Origin of the sequence: Tardiphaga sp. 813_E8_N1_3, from assembly GCF_051811025.1 — a bacterium.
GTDB lineage: Bacteria > Pseudomonadota > Alphaproteobacteria > Rhizobiales > Xanthobacteraceae > Tardiphaga.
Map to the genome: position 1 here is coordinate 4384774 of NZ_JBPWQE010000001.1, position 20917 is coordinate 4405690.

Here is a 20917-nt window from a genome sequence, read left to right on the forward strand (position 1 = left end):
TCGAGCCGATGACCCCTTCCGCACCGCCGCGACAAACGATCGTCGGCTGGTTTGCCAACCAGCCTTATCTCCTGCTCAGCCTCACCTCGCTGTTCTGGGCCGGGAATATCGTGCTCGGCCGCTATGTCGCCGGCCACGTCCCGCCAGTGACGCTGGCCTGCGTGCGCTGGATCGGGGCCTTTTTCCTGTTGCTGCCCTTCGCCTGGACGCATCTGCGCACGGATTGGCCGGTCCTCCGCGCGCAGCTTTCTCTCATGACGATGCTGGCGCTGACCGGCTTCGCCGCCAATACGGTGCTGGCCTATTGGGGCCTGAAATACACGCAGGCCCTGAACGCGCTGCTGATCCAGTCGTCGGGCCCGCTCTGCGTCGCGCTGTGGACGCTAATCCTGTTCGGCGTGAGGCTGACGCTGGCGCAACTGCTCGGCATCGTGGTCTCCATGGCCGGCGTGCTGATCATCATCCTGCGCGGCGATCTGACCGCACTGGCCAGTATCCAGATCAACAAGGGCGATGCGATGCTGTTCGCAGCGCTGCTGGTGTTCGGTGTCTATTCGGCGCTCATGCTGCGGCGACCGGTGACCCACCCGATGTCGCTGATCGCCTTCACCACCGCGGGCGGCGCGATCCTGACCCTGCCGGTCAGCATCTGGGAACTTAACTCGGGCTCGCCGCTGATCTTCGACACCGTGACGCTGCTGACGCTCGCCTATGCCATGATCTTTCCGTCGGCGCTGGCCTATCTGTTCTTCAATCGCGGCATCGCGCTGATTGGCCCTAATCGCGCGGCACCATTTCTGCATCTGATGCCGGTGTTCGGCTCCGTATTGGCCATCGCGTTTCTCGGCGAACAGCCGCAACTGTTTCACCTCATCGGCTACGTGCTGGTGCTGTCGGGCGTATTCATCGCATCACGGCGATAGACCGCACATCCGGTCCGGCCAGCCTGACATCGGGAGTAGAAACATCTCATGACCGTTTTCTCGCTCGCCCACCTCACCGTGCTATCGCTGGCGCCGCCAGAGATGATCGACGTTGCCGCGGGCTGCGGCTACCGGAGTGTCGGACTGAGACTGATCGCCGTGACCGCGGAAAGCCCCGGCTACCCGCTGATGAACGACAAGGCGATGATGCGGCAAACCAAGGCGCGTCTCGCCGACACCGGACTGCACGTGCTCGATATTGAACTCGTCAAGATCACGCCCGGGATCGACGTCGTGGCGCTTGAGCCGATGCTCACCGCCGGCGCGGAGCTCGGAGCCCGCCATGTCATCGTCGCGCCCTATGATCCCGACTTGTCCCGCCTCGCCAACCGACTGGCGGCCATCGCCGATCTTGCGGCGCGATACGGCATCATGCCGGTGATGGAGTTCTTTCCCTGGACCAATGTGTCGAACCTGCACAAGGCGCGCGCCATCGTCGAGACCGCAGGCCGCGCCAATGCGGGTATCCTTGTCGATACGCTGCATTTCGACCGCTCCGACAGCAGCCTCGCCGAACTCGACGACATGCCATCGCGCTTGCTGCCGTTTTTCCATTTTTGCGATGCTCCGGCGGAGAAGCCTGGCACGGTGGAAGGATTGCTGCACACCGCGCGCGCTGAACGGCTGCCACCCGGCGACGGCGGCATCGACCTCTGCGCCATCGTCGCGCACCTGCCGAAGCATATTCCGGTCGCGCTCGAAGTGCCGATGGATGCACTGACCCGGGAGCGCGGCCCCGAAGAAGTCGCGCGCCGCGCAATCGCCGGCGCGAAGCGCCTGCTGGGAGATTGAGAATCCAGCGAGTAATCTACGCGCACATGCCACCGCCCGGCATAGCACCTGTCCCGCGCGCGTTATGCCAACGTATGAACGATAACCGGCCCGGCTATCGCTGTGGCTGGTCCAATCAGCAAGGGCGCCAGATTCTGTTCGCTCCACGCGAGCCCGCGTCGGTTCGACTCCTCCGCGCCCGCGAAATTGTTGAAGATGCTGATCGCCGTCACCGTATCGTCGGACGCATAGACCACATAATAGGCCATGAAACCTTCGACATCACTGATGATCGGAATGGCACCTTCCTTGATCCTGCGCGTCAGTTCCTCAGCCATGCCGGTCTTTGCCTTGCTCTGACGAATGGCAGCATACATGGGACGCTCCTTCACCCGTAAGCTGCCCGCGATCGCACCTGCCGCGATCATGCATCGCACACACTCATGATCGGCGGGACGAGCAGCAGGGTTTCCCGCGCATAGAACCTACGCGATCCCGCACAACGACGCCATCTGACGCCTCCCCACCCGCTACGCGCCTCCGATCAATATTCCCACCGCCAGAACGATGACGCCGCCAAGCACCACCTGAAAGACGGCCTGCAGGAACGGCGTATCCATGTAGCGCGCCCTGATATAGGCGATGGCCCAGAGCTCGAAAAAAACGACAACACCCGCGATGGCCGTCGCGATCCAGAATGCGTTCGGCCAACTGTCCGGCACGAGATAAGGCAGAGTATGACCGAGACCGCCCAGCGTCGTCATCAGCCCGCAGATGCCGCCACGCAACCACGGCGAGCCACGTCCGGTCATGGAGCCATCGTCCGATAGTGCTTCGGCGAAACCCATGCTGATACCGGCGCCGATCGATGCGGCGAGGCCAACAAGGAATGTCTGCCAATTGTGCTGTGTTGCAAACGCGGCCGCAAACAGCGGCGCCAGCGTCGATACAGAGCCGTCCATCAAGCCCGCAAGACCTGGCTGGACATATTGCAGGACGAACATCCGGTGGCGGGTGTTGTCCTCCATCGTGCGAACGTCGGACGTCAGGATGGCGTCCGATAATTTGGCTGCGAGATGCTCGTGTCCTTTTTCCAGCTCGGCCAGATCGCCCAGCAACTTGCGAACGCCGACATCCGTCGCCTGCTCGGCCGCCCTGGCGTAAAAGCGCTCCGCCTCGAACTCCATCCTCTCGGCTTCCTTGCGGATGGTTTCGAGTGACAGGTTACGCGTGAGCCAGATTGGTCGGCGGCGGATGAAGCCCTTGACGTCTTCGCGCCGGATCGGCGGAAGGTTCGGTCCGAAGCGCTCCTCATACATCTGCAACAGCAGATGCCGATGGCCTTTTTCCTCTTCGGCCATCTCGCTGAAGACTTTCGCGGAATCGGGATAGCGCTCTGCCAGATCCTCGGCGAAGCTGAGATAGATCCGGCTGTCCTCTTCCTCGCTGGAGATCGCAACCGCCAGCACCTCGCGTTCGGTGAGCTCCGAAAACGCCTTCATATCAACGCCTTACTTAATTTAGAATTATTCTAATATATACAGGAACTGCTTTGCGTTTGTCAAAGAGCTTTGCACCTGCGCAGCGCTGCACTGCGACCGCGACGAAACGACCGTGCGTGCTCCGGAGGTCGCCCCCGGCATTCGCACTGTGCCAGACGCGGAGATGCTGCGGATCAGCGGCCGACTGCAAGTGCTGCCGCGAACGAACGCGACAAGATCGGCCCCGTGCTGCAGAAGTCGATGCAGGGCCTGCACCATCGACCGCACGCGAACCTGAACCGCATACCTTTCCGCTTCCGCGCGTCACCGACCTCCGCTAGTTTGCGCGCAATAAATGCGGGCTACCAAGGCCGATTCAGGGAGAAAAGCGGAATGCACGGACTTTCAATTCTTCGTGGCGTGGCGAGCGCATCGTTTATCGGAGCGCTGCTGTTGGCGACCCCGGAGGCCATCGCACAAACCGCGAACTATCCGAACCGGGCGATCACGCTGGTGCTCCCCTTCGCCGCCGGCAGCGGCACCGACACCACGACTCGCCTGATCGCCAAGGAGCTTGGCACTGCACTGAACGCCAACACCGTGATCGACAACAAGGCCGGCGCCAATGGCTCGATCGCCGCCAGCTTCGTCGCACGTGCCCCCGCCGACGGCTACACGCTGTTCGTGACAACCAACACGACGCATTCGGCCAATCCCTATCTGCTCAAGACCATGAGCTATGATCCGGTCAAGGATTTCACCCCGATCGCGCGCACCGGCGACCTGCCCTTCATGCTGGTGATCAATCCCGAGATTCCTGCCAACTCGGTCGAGGAGCTGGTCGCACTGGCCAAGAAGGAGCCGGGCAAGTACTCCTACGCATCAGGCAGTTCGTCGGCGATTGTCTCCGGCGCAACCTTTGCCCGTCTCGCCGGGCTCGATCTCCTGCACGTGCCCTACAAGAGCTCGCCGCCGGCTTTGACCGACGTCATCGCCGGCCGCGTCAGCATGATGTTCGTCGACGTCCCGACCGGCCTACCGCATGTCAACGCCAAGGCGCTGAAGTCGCTCGCGGTGACCACGAAATATCGCTCCAAACTGCTGCCGGATCTGCCGACCATGGACGAGGCCGGCGTGAAAGGCTTCGACATCACCTCGTGGCAGGGTTATCTCGGCCCGGCCAACATGCCGAAGGACATCGTCGTCAAGCTCAACGCCGAAATCCGCAAGATCGTCGAGCGACCCGAGATCCAGAAAGACCTCGCCAACCGCGGCATGGAAGCCTTCTCCGGTACGCCGGAAGAATTCGACGCCTTCCTGAAGGATCAGCTCAAGGTGTGGGAAAAGCTGATCACGGATGCGGGGATCGAGAAGCAGTAGAGAAGCAGCACCGTTCGTCGTCTCCGCCCCACGCCTGCCTTTGGCGTGCGAGGCGGAGACGATGGCGGAGAGGCTGTGACCTAACCCGCAGCCGCGGCGACCCCATGCCGCAGCTCTTTCCCCCGCTGTCACCCAGTCGTCACGAAACTGTCAGCGCAGCGTAACGCCTGCCCCCCAGAACACCGCGCATGGTCACCACAAAGGAGACAACCATGCGCAGCACATTCCTCTGCTCCGTCGCTTCCCTCGTCATGCTTTCTTCCGCTGCCTTTGCGCAGTCGGAAGGCGAATTCCCTGCCAAGCTCGCCGGCCATGCCGTGCTGCCGGCGACGTCGACCATCGACGCGCCCGCCGACGCACCGAATGACCTGAAGACCTCGGGCAAATACACCACCGGAAAGCGCGTCGACGCCCTCGGGACTGTCATGGGCAAATCCTATGAGCGCGCCACCGGCATCTCGCTGCCGATGAAGGGCCAGCCGCTGCAGGGACACTCCGGCATCAAGGTGATGCCCGATGGTTCGTTCTGGGTGCTGACCGACAACGGCGCCGGCTCGCGCTACAATTCGGCCGACTACATGATCTATCTCAATCATCACAAGATCGACTGGAAGAACGGCAAGGTCGAGCGTCAGGCCACCGTGTTCCTGCACGATCCCGACAAGAAGGTGCCGTTCCGCATCGTCCATGAAGACACCGCCAAGCGCTACCTGACCGGCGCCGATGTCGACACCGAAGGCTTCCAGATCGTCGGCGACAATTTCTGGATCGGCGAGGAATTCGGCCCCTACATCATCAAGGCCGACAAGACCGGCAAGGTTCTGGCTGTGTTCGACACCGTCGCCGACGGCAAGCCGGTGCGTTCGCCGGATCATTGGTCGGTGCAGTCGCCGGGCGCGCCGGGCGCCACCTACACCACCGTCAACCTGCGCCGCTCCAAGGGCTATGAAGGCTTCGCCTCCTCCAAGGATGGCAAGTTCCTCTACGGCCTGCTCGAAGGCCCGATCTGGGACGCCGAGAAGAAGGACTGGGAAAAGGTCGACGGCAAGGAAGCTTCGCGCATCCTCGAATTCGACGTCGCCAACGAGAAGTTCACCGGTCGCTACTGGCAGTATGTGTTTGAACAGAACGGCAATGCCATCGGCGACTTCAACATGATCACCGCCGACAATGGCCTGATCATCGAGCGCGACAATGGCGAAGGCACCAAGGACAAGGCCTGCGCCGACGGCAAGCGCGGTGAAGACTGCTTCCCAGATCTCGCCAAGTTCAAGCGCGTCTACAAGATCGAACTGAACGATGCCAATGTCGGCAAACCCGTCCGCAAGGTCGGTTTCATCGACCTGATGAAGATCCAGGATCCGAACAAGCTGGCCCGCAAGCCGCTGAATGATGGCGTGCTGACCTTCCCGTTCTTCACCATCGAGAACGTCGACCAGGTTGACGCCACCCACATCATCGTCGGCAACGACAACAACCTGCCGTTCTCGTCGAGCCGCGAGCCAAACAAGGCCGATGACAACGAGTTCGTGCTGCTCGAAGTCGCCGACTTCCTGAAAGCGAAGTAAGCAACGCGAGCAGGCATCAGCCTCAACGACGAAAGCCCTCCCGCAAGGGAGGGCTTTTTACGTTGAGGCGCTCGCTTTCTTGTTCCTCCCACATGGGGGAGGGACAAGACGAGGGTTACGCAGCACGCACCTTGGTCAGGAACTCGTCTACCGCCGTCCGCAACATGCCGGACTGGGTGTCGAGCTCCCTGGCATTCGACAGAACCTGCGAGGCCGCCGTCCCGGTCGCTTCCGCTGCGCTGCTGACGCCCCCGATATGCTCGCTGATTTCACTGGAGCCCGCCGCGACCGACTGAATGTTGCGCGCGATTTCCCGCGTGGCCTCGCCCTGCTCCTGGACTGCCGTGGAGATGCTGGTGGTGATCTCGCTCATCTGCGCGATGGTCCCGGTAATGGCGCTGATCGAGAGCACGGCTTCGCTGGTCGACGCCTGCATGGCTGCGACCTGCGCGGAGATCTCTTCGGTGGCCTTGGCGGTCTGGCTGGCCAGCGCCTTCACTTCAGAGGCGACCACCGCAAAGCCGCGGCCGGACTCGCCGGCACGTGCGGCCTCGATGGTCGCGTTCAGCGCCAGCAGATTGGTCTGCGAAGCAATGCTGTGGATCAACTGAACCACTTCGCCGATCTTCTCCGCGCCGCTGGACAACAGTTGAACAGTCGCATTGGTACGCTCTGCATCGCCGACTGCCTTGCTGGCAATTTGGCTCGACTGCGATACCTGCCGCAACACTTCGCTGACCGACGCCGACAATTCCTCGGCGGCGGCTGCAACCGTGCTGACATTGTCCGATGACCGCTCCGACGCGGCGCCGACCGTCGATGCACGCGAACTGGCATCGCTGGCGGTCGCCGTCATGGATTGCGCGGTGGTCTGCATCCCTGCCGCCGCGGTCGATACCGAGCGGACAATGCCGTTGACGCTGCGTTCGAAATCATCGGCGATGCTCTCCATGGTCGAACGCCGCTCAGCAGACGCGCGCGCCTGCGTCTCGGCTTCGATCTTGTCGAGCCTGCGAATCCGGACCGCATTGTCCTTAAACACCTGGACGGTCGATGCCATCGCGCCGATCTCATCGCCGCGCCCGGTCCCGGGAATGTCGTCCTCAAGCGCGCCATCGGCCAGCGTGCGCATCCGCGCGCCGAGCTGACCGAGCGGGCGGCTGATGCTGCGACCGATCATCCAGGCGATGCCGCCCGCGACCGCACCAATAGCAAAGATCGCCAAACCGAGCGCCCAGATGATCGGCTTCAACCTGGCATCGAGGTCTTCCAGATAGGCCCCGGCGCCCACATACATGTTCCATCCCGGGATCGCGGCAGCATAGGCAACCTTGCGCAGCGGCGCCGTCTGGCCCGGTTTGACGTAGTCATAGAACATCGTGTGCTCGCCTTTGGCAGCAACACTGTCGCGCCATTCGCGACCGATCGCCTTGCCATTGGTCACCACATCGAGACGGTTCTGACCGATCTGTTTGGCATCCGGCGACAGCACCGTCACGCCGTCCATCATGGAGCCAAACAGGTAGCCCGCGCCGTTGTCGTAGGTCATCGTATTTGCACGACGACCGAATTCAGCCATCGCGGCTTCCTTGGTGAGCTGGCCAGCGTCGACTTGCTTCTGCAATCCGATCGCCACGCTGCGCGCGGCATCGACGAAGTGGCGAAGCTCCTCGACCCTTGAGGTCATCATCTCGCGCTGAACGAAATATCCCGCAAGAACGCCAGACGCGCACAGACCAAGCAGCATGACACCCACCAGAATACCGAGCTTGGGTGTGATCGTCAGATTACTTATCTTCACAATGAGTTCTCCAAAAAAGGGCGCGGGTGCAAATACCAATTGAGGAGAAGAATACCGAACAGACCTTTTTTTGTTCTTTACAAACCATCCCCGCAGATCATCGAGCCTGTGATACCTGATGCCGAGCAACGATTGCAGCGCTACAAGAGTTCGCTCTCCGCGAGAGAAGAGGAAAGGCCCTACGCTGCTCGAACCTTCGCGAGGAATTCATCCACCGCCTTGCGCAGGATGCTCGACTGGCCGTCCAGCTCTTTCGCATTCGACAGCACCATGCCTGCCGCCTGCCCCGTTGCTTCCGCCGCTGCGCTGACACCGCCGATATGAGCGCTGACCTCGCTCGAGCCTGCGGCAACCGACTGGATGTTGCGCGCGATCTCCTGCGTGGCCGAACCCTGCTCTTCCACGGCCGACGAGATCGTCATAGTGATCTGGCTCATCTGCGCGATCGTTCCGGTGATGGCGTTGATCGAGCTCACAACCTCCTGCGTCGAGGCCTGCATCGCCGCGACCTGCGCGGAGATTTCCTCGGTCGCCTTCGCCGTCTGACTCGCCAGCGCCTTCACTTCCGATGCAACGACTGCAAAGCCACGACCGGATTCACCGGCGCGTGCCGCTTCGATGGTGGCGTTGAGCGCAAGCAGATTGGTCTGCGATGCGATGTTGTGGATCAGTTGCACGACCTCGCCAATCTTCTCGGCACCGCTGGAGAGCTGCTGCACCGTCGCATTGGTGCGCTCCGCATCGCCCACGGCCTTGCTGGCGATATCGCTGGAGGCCGCGACCTGACGCAACACTTCGCTGACCGAAGCCGATAGTTCTTCGGCCGCTGCCGCAACCGTGCTCACATTGTCAGATGAGCGCGCCGATGCCGCACCGACCGTCGATGCGCGCGAGCTCGCGTCGCTGGCTGTCGCCGTCATCGACTGCGCGGTGCTCTGCATACCGGCCGCAGCGGTGGAGACGGAACGCACGATCCCGTTGACGCTGCGCTCAAAATCGTCGGCGAGGCTCTCCATCGCCGCACGGCGTTCGGCAGCAACACGGGCCTGCGATTCCGCTTCGATCTTGTCGAGCCCGCGAATGCGTACCGCATTGTCCTTGAACACCTGAACCGTTGTGGCCATGGCGCCGATCTCGTCGCCGCGGTCGACGTCGGGGATCGCTTCATCCAGCGCGCCATCGGCGAGACCGCGCATGCGCGCGCCGAGCCGGCGAAGCGGAATGGTGATGCTGCGGCCAATCATCCAGGCAAGCGCGCCGAGAATGACAATGACCGCGAGTGCCGCGATCATCACCGTGCGCGCACTCTCCCAGAGCTGGACCTGCAAGTCGTCGATATAGACGCCGGTGCCGATGACCCAGCCCCAGGGCTCGAAACCGACGACATAAGAGAGCTTCGGCTGCGGTGCGTCCTTGCCGGGCTTGGGCCACAGATAGTCGACGAAGCCCGCCTTCTGCTTCTTCACGACATCGGCGAATTCGACAAACAGCCGCTTGCCGTTCGGATCCTTGTTGCCAGAGAGGTCGCTGCCGTTCATCTCGGGCTTAATCGGATGCATCACCATGCGCGGCTGCAGGTCGTTGATCCAGAAGTAATCGCCATTGCCGTAGCGCAGTTTGCCGATACGCGCCGCTGCGGTCTTGCGAGCGGCCTCGTCCGACACACCGCTACGCTGGACCGTTGCGTATTCTTCCTGCGCGATGCCGAGCGCCAGCTCCGTGAGATGGGTCAATTCGCTCTGGCGCTGCTGCTTGAGGGAGTCGCCGAGGGTATTCAGCTGCATCCAGGCCAGCCCGGCGAGGCCAAGAAAGCTCAAGCCAATGATGCTGTAGAGGCGAAGGCCGATCGAAATTTTCAAACGATGCATGGGAAGTATCCCTGTAAGGCGCGCTGAAATGAGCGATTCACCATTGCAGGGTGTGGTTTCGAGTTCGTGAAGCGGTGTGTAGTTCCGTTTCTGCAACCGCGGTTATTGGTTACCTCGAACACGCCAAAAGGCGCGCTACAGGTAGCTGCGCACCTATATGAACTATCATTATGCAGATTTAAATTTGGTGGTGCAGCGATACGACGCAGCGACTGAAGCTCAATAGTTTAGGCAAGTCTTGGCCTGGTAGCTCCCCGAGCGCAGCAAAGCCGCGCTCGGGGAAGGATTTTGACTCAGGCCGCTCTTACCTTGGCGAGGAATTCATCCACGGCGGTGCGCAGCATGCCGGACTGGCTCTCCAGCTCCTTTGCATTAGACAGCACCTGTGACGCCGCGGAGCCGGTGGCCTCGGCTGCGCTGCTGACGCCGCCGATATGATTGCTGATCTCATTCGCGCCGGCCGACACCGATTGAATGTTGCGCGCGATTTCCTGCGTCGCCGAGCCCTGCTGCTCCACCGCCACAGAGATCGTGTTGGTGATCTGGCTCATCTGGGCGATGGTGCCGGTGATGGCGCCGATCGATGCAACGGCCTCGCTGGTCGATGCCTGCATGGCGGCGACCTGCGCCGAGATTTCCTCGGTGGCCTTGGCGGTCTGGCTGGCCAGCGCCTTCACTTCGGACGCCACCACGGCAAAGCCTCGGCCAGACTCGCCGGCACGTGCGGCCTCGATGGTCGCGTTCAGCGCCAGCAGATTGGTCTGCGAGGCAATGCTGTGGATCAGCTGTACTACTTCGCCGATCTTCTCAGCGCCGCTCGACAGGATCTGGACGGTCGCATTGGTACGTTCGGCATCACTTACCGCCTTGTTGGCTATCTCGCTGGAGGCGGACACCTGACGCAGCACTTCGCTGACCGATGCCGACAATTCCTCCGCAGCCGCCGCGACCGTGCTGACATTATCGGACGAGCGCGTCGAAGCTGCACTGACCGTCGCGGCGCGCGAGCTTGCATCACTCGCCGTCGCCGTCATCGATTGCGCGGTGCTCTGCATGCCGACCGCCGCGGTCGAGACCGAGCGGACGATACCCGTCACGCTGCGCTCGAAATCCGTGGCCATCGCCTCCATGGCGGCGCGGCGCTCCGCGGCGATACGGCCCTGCGCATCCGCCTCGACCTGTTCGAGCGAGCGGATACGCAGCGCATTGTCCTTGAACACCTGAACCGTCTTGGCCATTGCGCCGACTTCATCGCCGCGGCCGACGCCGGGAATTTCCTCATCCAGCGCACCATTGGCGAGCGACTCCATGCGCGATCCCAGCATGCCGAGCGGCTTGGTGATGCTACGGCCGATCAGCCACGCGATCGCACCCGCCACCGCGGCAATGGCCAGCATGGCCAGGCCGAGCGCCCAGATGATCGGCTTCAGATGCTCATCGAGATCGTCGAGATAAGCGCCGGTGGCGATGAACATGTTCCAACCCGGAAGAGCTGCTGCATATCCCATCTTCCTCGACGGTACTGTCGTATTCGGCTTCTGGAATTCGTAGGTCAGAATCTTCGTGCCGTTGGCTGCGACGCCGTCGCGGAATTCACGCGTAATGGCAACGCCACTGACCTTGACGTCGAGCCGGTTGGATCCCGCCTTGAAGCCCGGCAGATGAACCACCTCACCGTCCATCGTGTAGATGAACAGATAGTTGCCGTTGTCATAGGTCATCGGCTCGATGCGGCGGACCAGCTCGGCGGTCGCGGCTTCCTTGGTGAGCTTGCCTGTAGCGACATCCTTCTGGATGCTGGCGGCTACGTTGGTCCCGATTTCGACGATCGACTTCAGCTGCTCGGTGCGCGCGGAGAGCATCTCGCTCTTGACCATATAGGCGGCCAAAATGCCCGCGGCGCAGAGGCCGATCATGGTGACCGCCACCAGAACGACGAGCTTGTACGTAATACGGATATTGGCGAGCTTCACGACTATATTCCCCCGAGCGTGCGATTTTCGATCGCTGATTCCTCGCGGTAAACCTACCGGGGTAGTGTTCCCAAATCCTTACACCTGCGGGCGGGGCAAGCCTGCCGCGTCGACCTGAATGTGAAATTTTCCCTAAAACGAAAAAATCCCCGCCTTTCGGGCGGGGATTTTGGCAATATCAGTTCAGGAGCGAGACACTCAGAATGTCAGCGCCTTGGCCTGTTTCACCTGCGGCAGCGCCTGCACCTTGCTCAGCACATCGGCCGGCACAGCGCCGTCGATCTCCACCAGCGCGATGGCATCACCGCCCTGTTCGTTGCGGCCGAGATGGAAGGTTGCGATGTTGACCTTGGCGTCGCCGAGCAGCGAGGCGAACTTTCCGATGAAGCCCGGCTTGTCCTCGTTGGTGATGTAGATCATCGACTTCCCGAACTCGGCATCGACGCGGATACCCTTGATATCGACCAGCCGCGGCTTGCCGTCATGATAGACGGTGCCGGACACCGAGCGTTCCTGTCGTTCGGTGATAACATTGACGGTGATCAGGCTTTCGTAATCGCTCTGCGCCGCGCGCACCACTTCATCGACCACCATGCCGCGCTCCTTGGCAACGGCCGGCGCGGAGACGACGTTGACGTCGCCGAGCATCGGCCGCAGCAACCCGCTCAATGCAGCAGACGTCAGGGCCTTGATCTTCATTTCGGCCACCGCACCTTCATAGGTGATCTGCACCTTGGCAATGCCGGTCTCGGTGAGCTGGCCCGCGAACGAGCCAAGCTTCTCGGCGAGTTCGATGAACGGCTTCAGCTTCGGCGCTTCTTCCGCGGTGATCGACGGGAAGTTGACCGCGTTGGAGATCGCGCCCGACAGCAGATAATCCGACATCTGCTCGGCGACCTGCAGCGCGACATTCTCCTGCGCTTCGGTCGTCGATGCGCCCAAATGCGGCGTGCAGATCACATTGGGATGGCCGAACAGCACGTTCTTGGTGGCCGGCTCCTCGACGAACACGTCGAAGGCAGCGCCGGCGACCTGTTTGGAGTTCAGCGCATCGACCAGCGCCTGCTCATCGACCAGACCGCCGCGGGCGCAGTTGATAATACGCACGCCGGGCTTCATTTTGGCGATCGCTGCAGCATCGATGATGTTCTTCGTCTTCTCCGTCAGCGGCGTGTGCAGCGTGATGAAATCGGCACGCTTGAGGAGGTCGTCGAGTTCGACTTTCTCGACGCCGATATCCTTGGCCCGCTCCGGGGACAGGAACGGGTCGAAAGCGATGACCTTCATGCGCAGGCCGAGCGCACGGTCGGCCGCGATAGCGCCAATATTGCCGCAACCGATCACACCCAGCGTCTTGCCGGTGATCTCGACGCCCATGAAACGGTTCTTCTCCCACTTGCCGGCCTGGGTCGACGCATCGGCCTGCGGGATTTCGCGGGCGAGCGAGAGCATCAGCGTGATCGCATGTTCGGCGGTCGTGATCGAATTGCCGAACGGCGTGTTCATCACGATGATGCCCTTGGCGGTGGCCGCGGGAATTTCGACATTGTCGACGCCGATGCCAGCGCGGCCGATCACTTTCAGGCGCGTCGCCTTTTCGAGGATCTTCGCGGTCGCCTTGGTGGCCGAGCGGATCGCAAGGCCGTCGTAGTTGCCGATGATCTCGGCAAGCTTGTCCTTGTCCTTGCCGAGGTTCGGCTGGAAGTCGACATCGATGCCGCGGTCACGAAAGATCTGCACGGCGGCGGGAGAGAGAGCGTCGGAAATGAGAACCTTGGGAGCGGACATGATGGACCTATCTGAACAGTTTGCTGAAGAAGCCGCGTTTGGCGGCAATGACAGGAATCCCTGCCCGGAGATCCGGGCCGAGAGAATTTTCGTTGATAGGCACCGCATCCAGGAAGCGGCCCCTGAGAACGTCGCCACGCACCGCACGCTTGAGGGCCTCCTGGACGTCCCTCCATTCGCCCTTATGGTCGACGCCGAGCATCCAGCTTTCATTGGTTTCGCCAGCGTGTTTCGCCAGCATCAGCCACGCGCCTAGCACCGTCTTGAGTGCGCCGAGCTCGTGTCCGAGCGCTGCGATCAAGGCATCAGGAATTTGCTTCGGCATGCCAAGCAGAACGTTCGCGGGCTCTTCGATGACGACGGTTTGCCCGTCTTCACCGAAATTACCTGCCAGCAAGCGCGATGCCTCGCTGCGAGAGAATTCCTTGCCGTAATCCGATCCTGGATTGAGCAAGAAAGCCCTGTCAGGATTCCGCTTGAAGAAGTCGCGTGTGACATCCGGCGCGACAATGTGATCGCCGTGGAAGATGGCACGCGCGCGAGATGCCGCCGTAAAGAACGGCAACACCTCTTCGTCTCCATGTCTGACCGATGCCAAGGTCAATTTGGAACCCTCTGGAATACCTGCCTTGCCGTTTTCGTCGGGCACCAGCGCACCAGCTTCGGGAAGTAGTACGACGAAGATATCTGCGTCGATGATATCGCGGGCAAAACCCGGCCGCTCGGCCGGATCTGCCGATGCACGCATCAATGCACGCTCGATGTCGTTCTCTGGCTGAAACATGGATGCCTCTGGAAATCGGGTTGATCGGGAGACGATGTGTCGTCCAGATCAACCCGCAGGTTCGCTTCGGCAGTCTTAGTTTGGGCAGTAAGATCAGGCCGCCTTGGCGAGCGAGGCCTTGGTCTCGGCAAAGGCCCAGTCGATCCACTGCGTGAGGATCTCGACGTCCTTGGCTTCAACCGTGGCACCACACCAGATGCGCAGACCGGCCGGCGCATCGCGATAATGCGCGAAATCGAAACCGGCATTTTCCTTCTCGACAGCCGCGACCAGCTTCTTGGCGAAGTCGGCCTGTGCGTCCGGCGATAGCTCGGTGATCGCGGGATCGATCACCTTCATGCACACCGACGTGTTGGAGCGGATCGCGGGATCGGCCGCGAGGAAGTCGATCCACGGCGTCTTCGCCTTCCAGTCGGCAAGCGCCTTGGTGTTGGCGTCCGCACGCGCGATCAGCGCCTTGAGGCCTCCGACCGACTTGGCCCATCCGAGCGCATCGAGATAATCCTCGACGCACAGCATCGACGGCGTGTTGATGGTCTCGCCAACGAAGATGCCTTCGTTGAGCTTGCCGCCCTTAGTCATGCGGAAGATCTTCGGCAGCGGCCACGGCGGCGTATAGCTCTCCAGACGCGCCACGGCGCGCGGCGACAGCACCAGCATGCCATGTGCGGCTTCGCCGCCCAGCGCCTTCTGCCAGGAGAAGGTGACGACATCGAGCTTCGCCCAGTCGAGCGGCTGCGCGAAAGCGGCCGAGGTCGCGTCGCAAATGGTCAGGCCTTCGCGGTCAGCCTTGATCCAGTCGGCATTCGGCACGCGCACGCCGGAGGTGGTGCCGTTCCAGGTGAAGACGATGTCCGAGTTCGGATCGGCCTTCGACAGATCGGGAAGCTCGCCATAGCCGGCATGCAGCTTCGTGACGTCCTTGAGCTTGAGCTCCTTGACGATGTCGGAGACCCAGCCTTCGCCGAAGGATTCCCAGGCGATGGTGGTGACGGGACGGGGCCCGAGCAGCGACCACAGCGCCATCTCGACGGCGCCCGTATCCGATGCCGGCACGATACCAATGCGGTAATCTGCGGGCACTTCAAGCACTTCGCGCGTCAGATCGATCGCGAGCTTGAGCTTATTCTTGCCGATCTTCGCACGGTGCGAACGGCCAAGCGCGGCGTCGGTGAGTTTTTCGGGGGTCCAGCCGGGGCGCTTGGCGCAGGGGCCGGAGGAGAAATGCGGCACATTGGGCCGCGAAGCGGGCTTCGCTGCAGTCATATTCTATCCTTCCAGATAGCTAGCCTCCCGTTGGGGGGAGGTGTCCCGCTGGCGTGGATATGGGAACCAATCCGGAGCGTCAAGCGACTTCCGGGCTATCACGCGTGATTGATGGCCGGATGACGTCGCCCGTCCCGGCGTACCACCACCGGTTTTGCTGATGCCTTGCAATGAACGGCGCGGCGTCCGCCGCACGGCATGGTGATCGCGCGTGGCCTAGAACCGCAACGTCATGCCCACATGGCTGTCAGCGAAACCGAGCCGCTTGTAGAATCGCTGGGCATCGACCCGGGTCTGATGGGTCAGCAGCTCGACGAGTTTGCATCCCCTCGCCTGTGCCTCACCAATGGCCCATCGCACCAATTGTTCGCCGATGCCCTGGCTGCGCAGCGTTGTCGAAACACGAACATCCTCGATGAGCGCTCGCGACGCGCCCTGCGAACTCAAGCCCGGCAGGATGCAGAGCTGCAGGCATCCGACCACGCTGCCGTCGCCGCCTTCTGCAACCATCAACTGGATATTTGGGTCATGCGCGAGTTTATCGAAGGCCTCGTAATAAGATTGCGGCAGCGGATCCTCGATACGCTCGCGGCCACGGCCGAGCGCATCATCGGCCAGCATTACCACGATCGCGACGACGTCCTCGCGGCGCGCAGGCCGTAGCTTGATCTGCGTATTCACGAAATACCCAATGCCTTCTCGCTATCGGCGATCCAGCGCCTGATCGACGCGTAACCGTCGAGATGGAAGCCGCCCTCATGGGCGACGCGCGTATAGGCCAGCAACGACGCGTCGGCCAGCGAGACGCGATCTCCGACAAGGAAACGCGACGTCGTCAGGTGATGCTCCATGCGAGCGAGCGCGAAATAACCGCGCTTGAGTTTCTCAGGATCGAGATCCGAAATTGTCTTGCCGAGATAGACGATCTGATAGCGGCACACCGCGATATAGGGCTCGTGGCTGTATTGTTCCCAGAAAAGCCATTCATCCATCTTGGCGGCATCAAAGGCATCGGTCGGGATCAGATCGCTGCCACGCGCGAGATAGCGGATGATGGCGTTGGATTGCGCGAGTGGGCGGCCGTCGTCGAGCACGACGGTCGGCACCTGGCCGGCGCTGTTGAGGGCGAGGAATTCCGGCGTCCGACTCTCGCCCTTGCTGGTGTCGACATCGATCCACGCATAGGGAAGCTTGAGGCGATCGCTCACCCACTTCACCTTCAGGCAATTGCCAGAATTGAGATCGCCGTAGATCTTCATTGCTGCTCCCCTGTGCGGAAGTAAAAGAGCAGCAGCCGCGCTACACTTTGTCAAGCGAACGCGGGGCGGATGTCAGAACTTGTAGCCGATACCGGCGCGGACGGTATTGATCGAGGTGTCTACCTGGGACGTGAAACGGATGTACTCCCATTCACCGCGCAGGAACAGGCCGCCAACGATCGCCATGTCGAAGCCCAGACCAGCGGTGTAGCCGTAGATCAGGTGGCTATACTTGCCATCCTCGATGGAGTTATTGAGTTGCCGCCCTAGCAGATTGGATGGCGTCGTCGATCCCGGCCCCGCGGTGACGAAATCGCTGACAAAGGCCGTCCGAACGATGTCAGCCTGGCCAAGCGCCAGTCCACCGAAGGCGTAAGGTAGGAAGTTGCCAAAAGCATAACCGGCGCGAGCACGGAATGTGCCGATATCGCTGATGCTAATCGAACTCGACGCGAGCGACGTCACCGTATGATAATTATTATCTGACAGTAAGCTGTATCGCGACATATCGCCGGAGGAGGCGCCGCCGAACTTGCCGTGAACGTAACTCATCTCGAGTCCGATTACGACGTCGTCCCATTGTGAATTGTAACCCGCGAAACCGCCATACACCTCGGAATGGCCCGACTGGTTGGTGAAACTGAGCGGCCATGATGCGACACCCGTTTCCCTGCCGACCAAAGTGTTGGCCACCAGGCTCCCCGTCATGTCGGAGTTCGAGCCTTTGAATTTGGTATCGCCTGATCCGTAGCCGACCTGTCCGCCGACATAGAAGCCGTCCCAGATCGGCCGCGGGCCGATCGGTCCGTCCTGGAATGAACCACGCAATACCGGAAGGTCCGGCATGTCGGCTGCTTGAGCGGTTTGCACGGCACCCAGCAGTGCTGCAGCGATCAGAAGTCTACGCATCACGACAATTCCTCAACTCACCGAACTGTCCCGATCATCCGCTGTTAACCTTAATCATTGGTTGCAATCATACCGTCCGCGCAAAACAAAACGGCGCGGGAAGCTCCCGCGCCGTTAAGATGTCTTAAGATAGTTGAGGCGATGAGCGCCCGCTTAGCCCTTGCGGATCAACGGCGGCGGCGGCGCGTAGGCCGGCGGGCTGTCGAGGTTCCAGCGCACGCCGAGCTTCAGGTCATGCGAGGTGATATCCTTGAACTGCATCGCCACGCCACGGGTGAAGCCGTCATAGGTCGAGACCGGTCCGGTCTGGCCATCGCCGAGATTCATGTAGCTGTAGCCGAGTTCGACGGTCATTGCCGGATTGACCTTGTAAGCCAGGCCCGTGTGCAAGGCCCATGCGAAGTTCCACTTCGATGCTGCCGGCGCGCTGGCATAGCTCGGGAACGGGCCGCCGATGAAGGGCACGCCGCCGGCGGAACCGACATTGATCGCACCGTTATCCGTGTAGTTCCCGATGTTGACGCGCGCCATGCCAACGCCGGCGCCGACGAACGGGGTCACGCACCACCAGGTGCCGAGATCGACGTAGCCGTTGGCCATCACGACCCATTCGGACTTCGTCGCATTGTAGTTGTTGACGCCCGTGCCGACGAGGCCGCTCGCCGGGAAGGTCACGCGGTCGGTGCCCTTGAAATTCGAATTGCCGCGATACTGGCCGGTGACGTCACCGCGGAACCAGTTGTTGAACTGATAACCGACACCGAGCTGGAAGATGCCAGCCGTATCGAAGGCAGTGGTCTGCTGAAGCGAGAGGAGATTGGCGTTGCGACCGTCACCCATCTCGATGTTCTTGACGCGCTGGTTGCTGAAACCGATATCGCCGCGCAGGTACCAGCCACCAAAGTCTTCGACCGGCGGCGCCGCATACATCTGAGGCGGTGGAGCAATGGGCATGTCGGCGGCGAAAACGGCGGTCGACATCAGGGAAGCCGCGCCAGCGGCCAGAATGAATTTAACGCTACGCATTGGCTTCGTCCTTTTGGGCCAAAGAGGCAACTAATGGAGGCCTCACACTCGGAAACTCACAGTCGGACGATGACACCAACTCCTTAAGCGGCGCTTAACCCTAACTTTTAAGGTTGATATTTGGTGACGAAAATGCACGCAAATTTCATCGCGCCGCTGCGTCGCCACAGTTACTAACAATGTCTTGCTATCAAAACGCGCTGCAATGCGCCGCGGCATCGCCAGGTGTTAACGAGGACTTACCTGCCCGGAGCCTTCGGCTCTGATAGGATCAGAACCGAGGCTCCAGCTTTTTGTTGAGACGCGTTTTCTTGATGCGAACCGGTGCTCGCTTCGCTCGAAAACGCTCTAACGCGAACTATCAAAACGCGGAAGAGCCGCCTCATCCGATAAATATTCGGACAAGACGGCTCTCCATGTCAGTTCGACAGTCATTGCGCGCTGGCGCCTTGGCCAGAGCGAACGAACAGGAATCTTACGCCGCGGCAGCGTGGCCCAGCGCGTCAACGATGGCATCCACCACTTCCTCGACCATCACGCGGTCATCGCCCTCTCCCATCACGCGGATGACCGGCTCCGTGCCCGACGGGCGGATCAGGAGACGACCATGACCGTTGAGGCGCTGTTCACCGGCAGCGATGGTGGACTTCACTTCCGCATCATCGAGCGGCTTGCCGCTGCGATAACGCACATTCTTCAGGATCTGCGGCAGCGGATCGAACAGGTGGCAAACCTCTGACACTGGCCGACCGAGCTTGGTCACCACGGCCAGCACCTGCAGCGCGGCCACGAAACCGTCGCCTGTCGTCGCATGGTCCGACATGATGATATGGCCGGACGGTTCGCCGCCGACATTATAGCCATGCTGCAGCATCTGCTCGAGCACATAGCGATCACCCACCGCGGTGCGGATGAGGTCGATGCCCTGCGCCTTCAGGAAGCGCTCCAGACCGAGATTCGACATCACGGTGGAGACAATGCCCGGCTTGGCGAGCCGCCCGTCTTCCTTCCAGCTCTGCGCGATAACGGCAAGCAACTGGTCGCCATCGACCAGATGGCCACGCTCGTCGACCATGATCAGCCGATCGGCGTCGCCATCCAGCGCAATGCCGATATCGGCACGCATCTCGCGCACCTTGCGGCTCAGCGCTTCCGGTGCGGTCGATCCGCATTCCTTGTTGATGTTGAAACCATCCGGCTCGACTCCGATGGAGATGACGTCCGCGCCGAGTTCCCAGAGCGCCTCCGGCGCCACCTTGTAGGCGGCGCCATGGGCGCAATCGATGACGACGCGCAAACCATCGAGGCTGAGATTTCGCGGCAGTGTGCGTTTGGCAAATTCGATGTAACGATCATGCACGCCGTCGATGCGGCGCGCCCGACCGAGGCTTGCGCTCTGCGACAGTCTCTTGTCGAGATTCTCGTCGAGCAATTCCTCGATCTGCTTCTCGACATCGTCCGACAGCTTGTAGCCGAGCGGTCCGAACAGCTTGATGCCGTTGTCCTCGAACAGATTGTGCGATGCGGAAATCATCACGCCGAGATCGGCGCGCATCGACTTGGTCAGCATCGCCACAGCGGGCGTCGGCATCGGCCCGACCAACAGCACGTCCATGCCTACCGACGTGAAGCCTGCCACCAGGGCATTTTCGATCATGTAGCCGGACAACCGGGTGTCCTTGCCGATCACGACACGATGACGATGTTCGCCGCGCTGAAACACAAGACCTGCCGCCTGCCCGACCTTCAATGCCAGTTCCGGCGTGATCAAACCATTGGCGCGGCCGCGAATGCCGTCTGTCCCGAAATATTTACGGCTCATGGTAACCCCCAATGCCCTCGCGCTTTGCGCGAAGGCTTAAAACCCTGTCTCAGGCGACTGACCCATTGGCAGCGCCATATATGTGACGGACTTATAAGGCTACGGCCCCTAAAATCGCTTCAAAAAATATGATGAATCATTACCAAGCCCAGAGCGCGAAATCAACCTCAATCCATTGATATTACTTATATATCACCTTCGAGGTAACACCTTCGATGGAGCGCCGGCTGATGGAACT

The 20917-nt window shown here is 61.3% G+C and carries 17 protein-coding genes; 4 read left to right on the forward strand and 13 right to left on the reverse strand.

The window, feature by feature from the left end; all coding sequences use genetic code 11:
* The first annotated feature begins 8 nt into the window (after positions 1-8).
* On the forward strand, positions 9-923 hold the full coding sequence (locus AB8A33_RS20740) for a DMT family transporter (protein ID WP_089263581.1): 915 nt from the start codon (positions 9-11) through the stop codon (positions 921-923).
* A 48-nt stretch (positions 924-971) separates the two neighbouring features.
* Positions 972-1775 carry a sugar phosphate isomerase/epimerase family protein gene (locus tag AB8A33_RS20745; RefSeq protein ID WP_439094488.1) on the forward strand — a complete coding sequence of 268 codons (804 nt, stop codon included), beginning with the start codon at positions 972-974 and terminating at the stop codon, positions 1773-1775.
* 62 nt (positions 1776-1837) lie between these two features.
* On the opposite strand, the gene AB8A33_RS20750 is transcribed toward AB8A33_RS20745, so the two are convergent.
* Positions 1838-2131: an antibiotic biosynthesis monooxygenase gene (locus tag AB8A33_RS20750; protein WP_089263582.1), complete on the reverse strand. Its 294-nt coding sequence runs from the start codon at positions 2129-2131 to the stop codon at positions 1838-1840.
* Between the two features lie 153 nt (positions 2132-2284).
* Complete coding sequence (gene mbfA, locus AB8A33_RS20755) at positions 2285-3256, reverse strand: iron exporter MbfA (RefSeq protein ID WP_439094490.1); 972 nt, start codon at positions 3254-3256, stop codon at positions 2285-2287.
* Positions 3257-3628: 372 nt separating this feature from the next.
* On the opposite strand from mbfA, the gene AB8A33_RS20760 reads away from it, so the two are divergent.
* Together AB8A33_RS20760 and AB8A33_RS20765 are read left to right on the forward strand one after the other, a co-directional pair.
* Positions 3629-4615: a Bug family tripartite tricarboxylate transporter substrate binding protein gene (locus AB8A33_RS20760; RefSeq protein WP_439094492.1), complete on the forward strand. Its 987-nt coding sequence runs from the start codon at positions 3629-3631 to the stop codon at positions 4613-4615.
* 212 nt (positions 4616-4827) lie between these two features.
* On the forward strand, positions 4828-6183 hold the full coding sequence (locus AB8A33_RS20765) for an esterase-like activity of phytase family protein (RefSeq protein ID WP_439094494.1): 1356 nt from the start codon (positions 4828-4830) through the stop codon (positions 6181-6183).
* A 115-nt stretch (positions 6184-6298) separates the two neighbouring features.
* Here AB8A33_RS20765 and AB8A33_RS20770 read toward each other — a convergent pair whose 3' ends face one another.
* From AB8A33_RS20770 to glmM, 11 genes are all read right to left on the reverse strand, one after another.
* The gene (locus AB8A33_RS20770) at positions 6299-7984 is read right to left on the reverse strand and encodes a methyl-accepting chemotaxis protein (RefSeq protein ID WP_439094496.1); all 1686 of its coding nucleotides are present in this window, start codon (positions 7982-7984) and stop codon (positions 6299-6301) included.
* A gap of 179 nt (positions 7985-8163) precedes the next feature.
* Positions 8164-9852 carry a cache domain-containing protein gene (locus AB8A33_RS20775; protein ID WP_439094498.1) on the reverse strand — a complete coding sequence of 563 codons (1689 nt, stop codon included), beginning with the start codon at positions 9850-9852 and terminating at the stop codon, positions 8164-8166.
* A gap of 293 nt (positions 9853-10145) precedes the next feature.
* Positions 10146-11825, reverse strand: a complete 1680-nt coding sequence (locus AB8A33_RS20780; protein WP_439094500.1) for a methyl-accepting chemotaxis protein — start codon at positions 11823-11825, stop codon at positions 10146-10148.
* Between the two features lie 198 nt (positions 11826-12023).
* Entirely contained in the window at positions 12024-13613 is a 1590-nt protein-coding gene (gene serA, locus AB8A33_RS20785) for a phosphoglycerate dehydrogenase (protein ID WP_439094502.1), read from the reverse strand.
* 7 nt (positions 13614-13620) lie between these two features.
* On the reverse strand, positions 13621-14397 hold the full coding sequence (locus AB8A33_RS20790) for an enhanced serine sensitivity protein SseB C-terminal domain-containing protein (RefSeq protein ID WP_439094504.1): 777 nt from the start codon (positions 14395-14397) through the stop codon (positions 13621-13623).
* 93 nt (positions 14398-14490) lie between these two features.
* Positions 14491-15663 carry a phosphoserine transaminase gene (locus AB8A33_RS20795; protein WP_439094506.1) on the reverse strand — a complete coding sequence of 391 codons (1173 nt, stop codon included), beginning with the start codon at positions 15661-15663 and terminating at the stop codon, positions 14491-14493.
* A gap of 216 nt (positions 15664-15879) precedes the next feature.
* Complete coding sequence (locus tag AB8A33_RS20800; RefSeq protein ID WP_439095997.1) at positions 15880-16284, reverse strand: GNAT family N-acetyltransferase; 405 nt, start codon at positions 16282-16284, stop codon at positions 15880-15882.
* Between the two features lie 56 nt (positions 16285-16340).
* Positions 16341-16922 carry a glutathione S-transferase family protein gene (locus AB8A33_RS20805; protein WP_439094508.1) on the reverse strand — a complete coding sequence of 194 codons (582 nt, stop codon included), beginning with the start codon at positions 16920-16922 and terminating at the stop codon, positions 16341-16343.
* 72 nt (positions 16923-16994) lie between these two features.
* A complete protein-coding gene (locus AB8A33_RS20810; RefSeq protein WP_439094510.1) occupies positions 16995-17831 on the reverse strand; it encodes an outer membrane protein in 837 nt (278 codons plus the stop codon).
* A gap of 153 nt (positions 17832-17984) precedes the next feature.
* Positions 17985-18857: an outer membrane protein gene (locus AB8A33_RS20815; RefSeq protein WP_439094512.1), complete on the reverse strand. Its 873-nt coding sequence runs from the start codon at positions 18855-18857 to the stop codon at positions 17985-17987.
* Between the two features lie 475 nt (positions 18858-19332).
* Positions 19333-20679 carry a phosphoglucosamine mutase gene (gene glmM, locus AB8A33_RS20820; RefSeq protein ID WP_439094514.1) on the reverse strand — a complete coding sequence of 449 codons (1347 nt, stop codon included), beginning with the start codon at positions 20677-20679 and terminating at the stop codon, positions 19333-19335.
* Between the last annotated feature and the right edge of the window lie 238 nt (positions 20680-20917).

Coding starts and splice junctions, on each gene's coding strand:
- AB8A33_RS20740 (WP_089263581.1), top strand. CDS start 9: ATGACCCCTTCCGCACCGCCGCGACAAACGATCGTCGGCTGGTTTGCC.
- AB8A33_RS20745 (WP_439094488.1), top strand. CDS start 972: ATGACCGTTTTCTCGCTCGCCCACCTCACCGTGCTATCGCTGGCGCCG.
- AB8A33_RS20750 (WP_089263582.1), bottom strand. CDS start 2,131: ATGTATGCTGCCATTCGTCAGAGCAAGGCAAAGACCGGCATGGCTGAG.
- mbfA (WP_439094490.1), bottom strand. CDS start 3,256: ATGAAGGCGTTTTCGGAGCTCACCGAACGCGAGGTGCTGGCGGTTGCG.
- AB8A33_RS20760 (WP_439094492.1), top strand. CDS start 3,629: ATGCACGGACTTTCAATTCTTCGTGGCGTGGCGAGCGCATCGTTTATC.
- AB8A33_RS20765 (WP_439094494.1), top strand. CDS start 4,828: ATGCGCAGCACATTCCTCTGCTCCGTCGCTTCCCTCGTCATGCTTTCT.
- AB8A33_RS20775 (WP_439094498.1), bottom strand. CDS start 9,852: ATGCATCGTTTGAAAATTTCGATCGGCCTTCGCCTCTACAGCATCATT.
- serA (WP_439094502.1), bottom strand. CDS start 13,613: ATGTCCGCTCCCAAGGTTCTCATTTCCGACGCTCTCTCTCCCGCCGCC.
- AB8A33_RS20790 (WP_439094504.1), bottom strand. CDS start 14,397: ATGTTTCAGCCAGAGAACGACATCGAGCGTGCATTGATGCGTGCATCG.
- AB8A33_RS20795 (WP_439094506.1), bottom strand. CDS start 15,663: ATGACTGCAGCGAAGCCCGCTTCGCGGCCCAATGTGCCGCATTTCTCC.
- AB8A33_RS20800 (WP_439095997.1), bottom strand. CDS start 16,284: ATGCTGGCCGATGATGCGCTCGGCCGTGGCCGCGAGCGTATCGAGGAT.
- AB8A33_RS20805 (WP_439094508.1), bottom strand. CDS start 16,922: ATGAAGATCTACGGCGATCTCAATTCTGGCAATTGCCTGAAGGTGAAG.
- AB8A33_RS20810 (WP_439094510.1), bottom strand. CDS start 17,831: ATGCGTAGACTTCTGATCGCTGCAGCACTGCTGGGTGCCGTGCAAACC.
- AB8A33_RS20815 (WP_439094512.1), bottom strand. CDS start 18,857: ATGCGTAGCGTTAAATTCATTCTGGCCGCTGGCGCGGCTTCCCTGATG.
- glmM (WP_439094514.1), bottom strand. CDS start 20,679: ATGAGCCGTAAATATTTCGGGACAGACGGCATTCGCGGCCGCGCCAAT.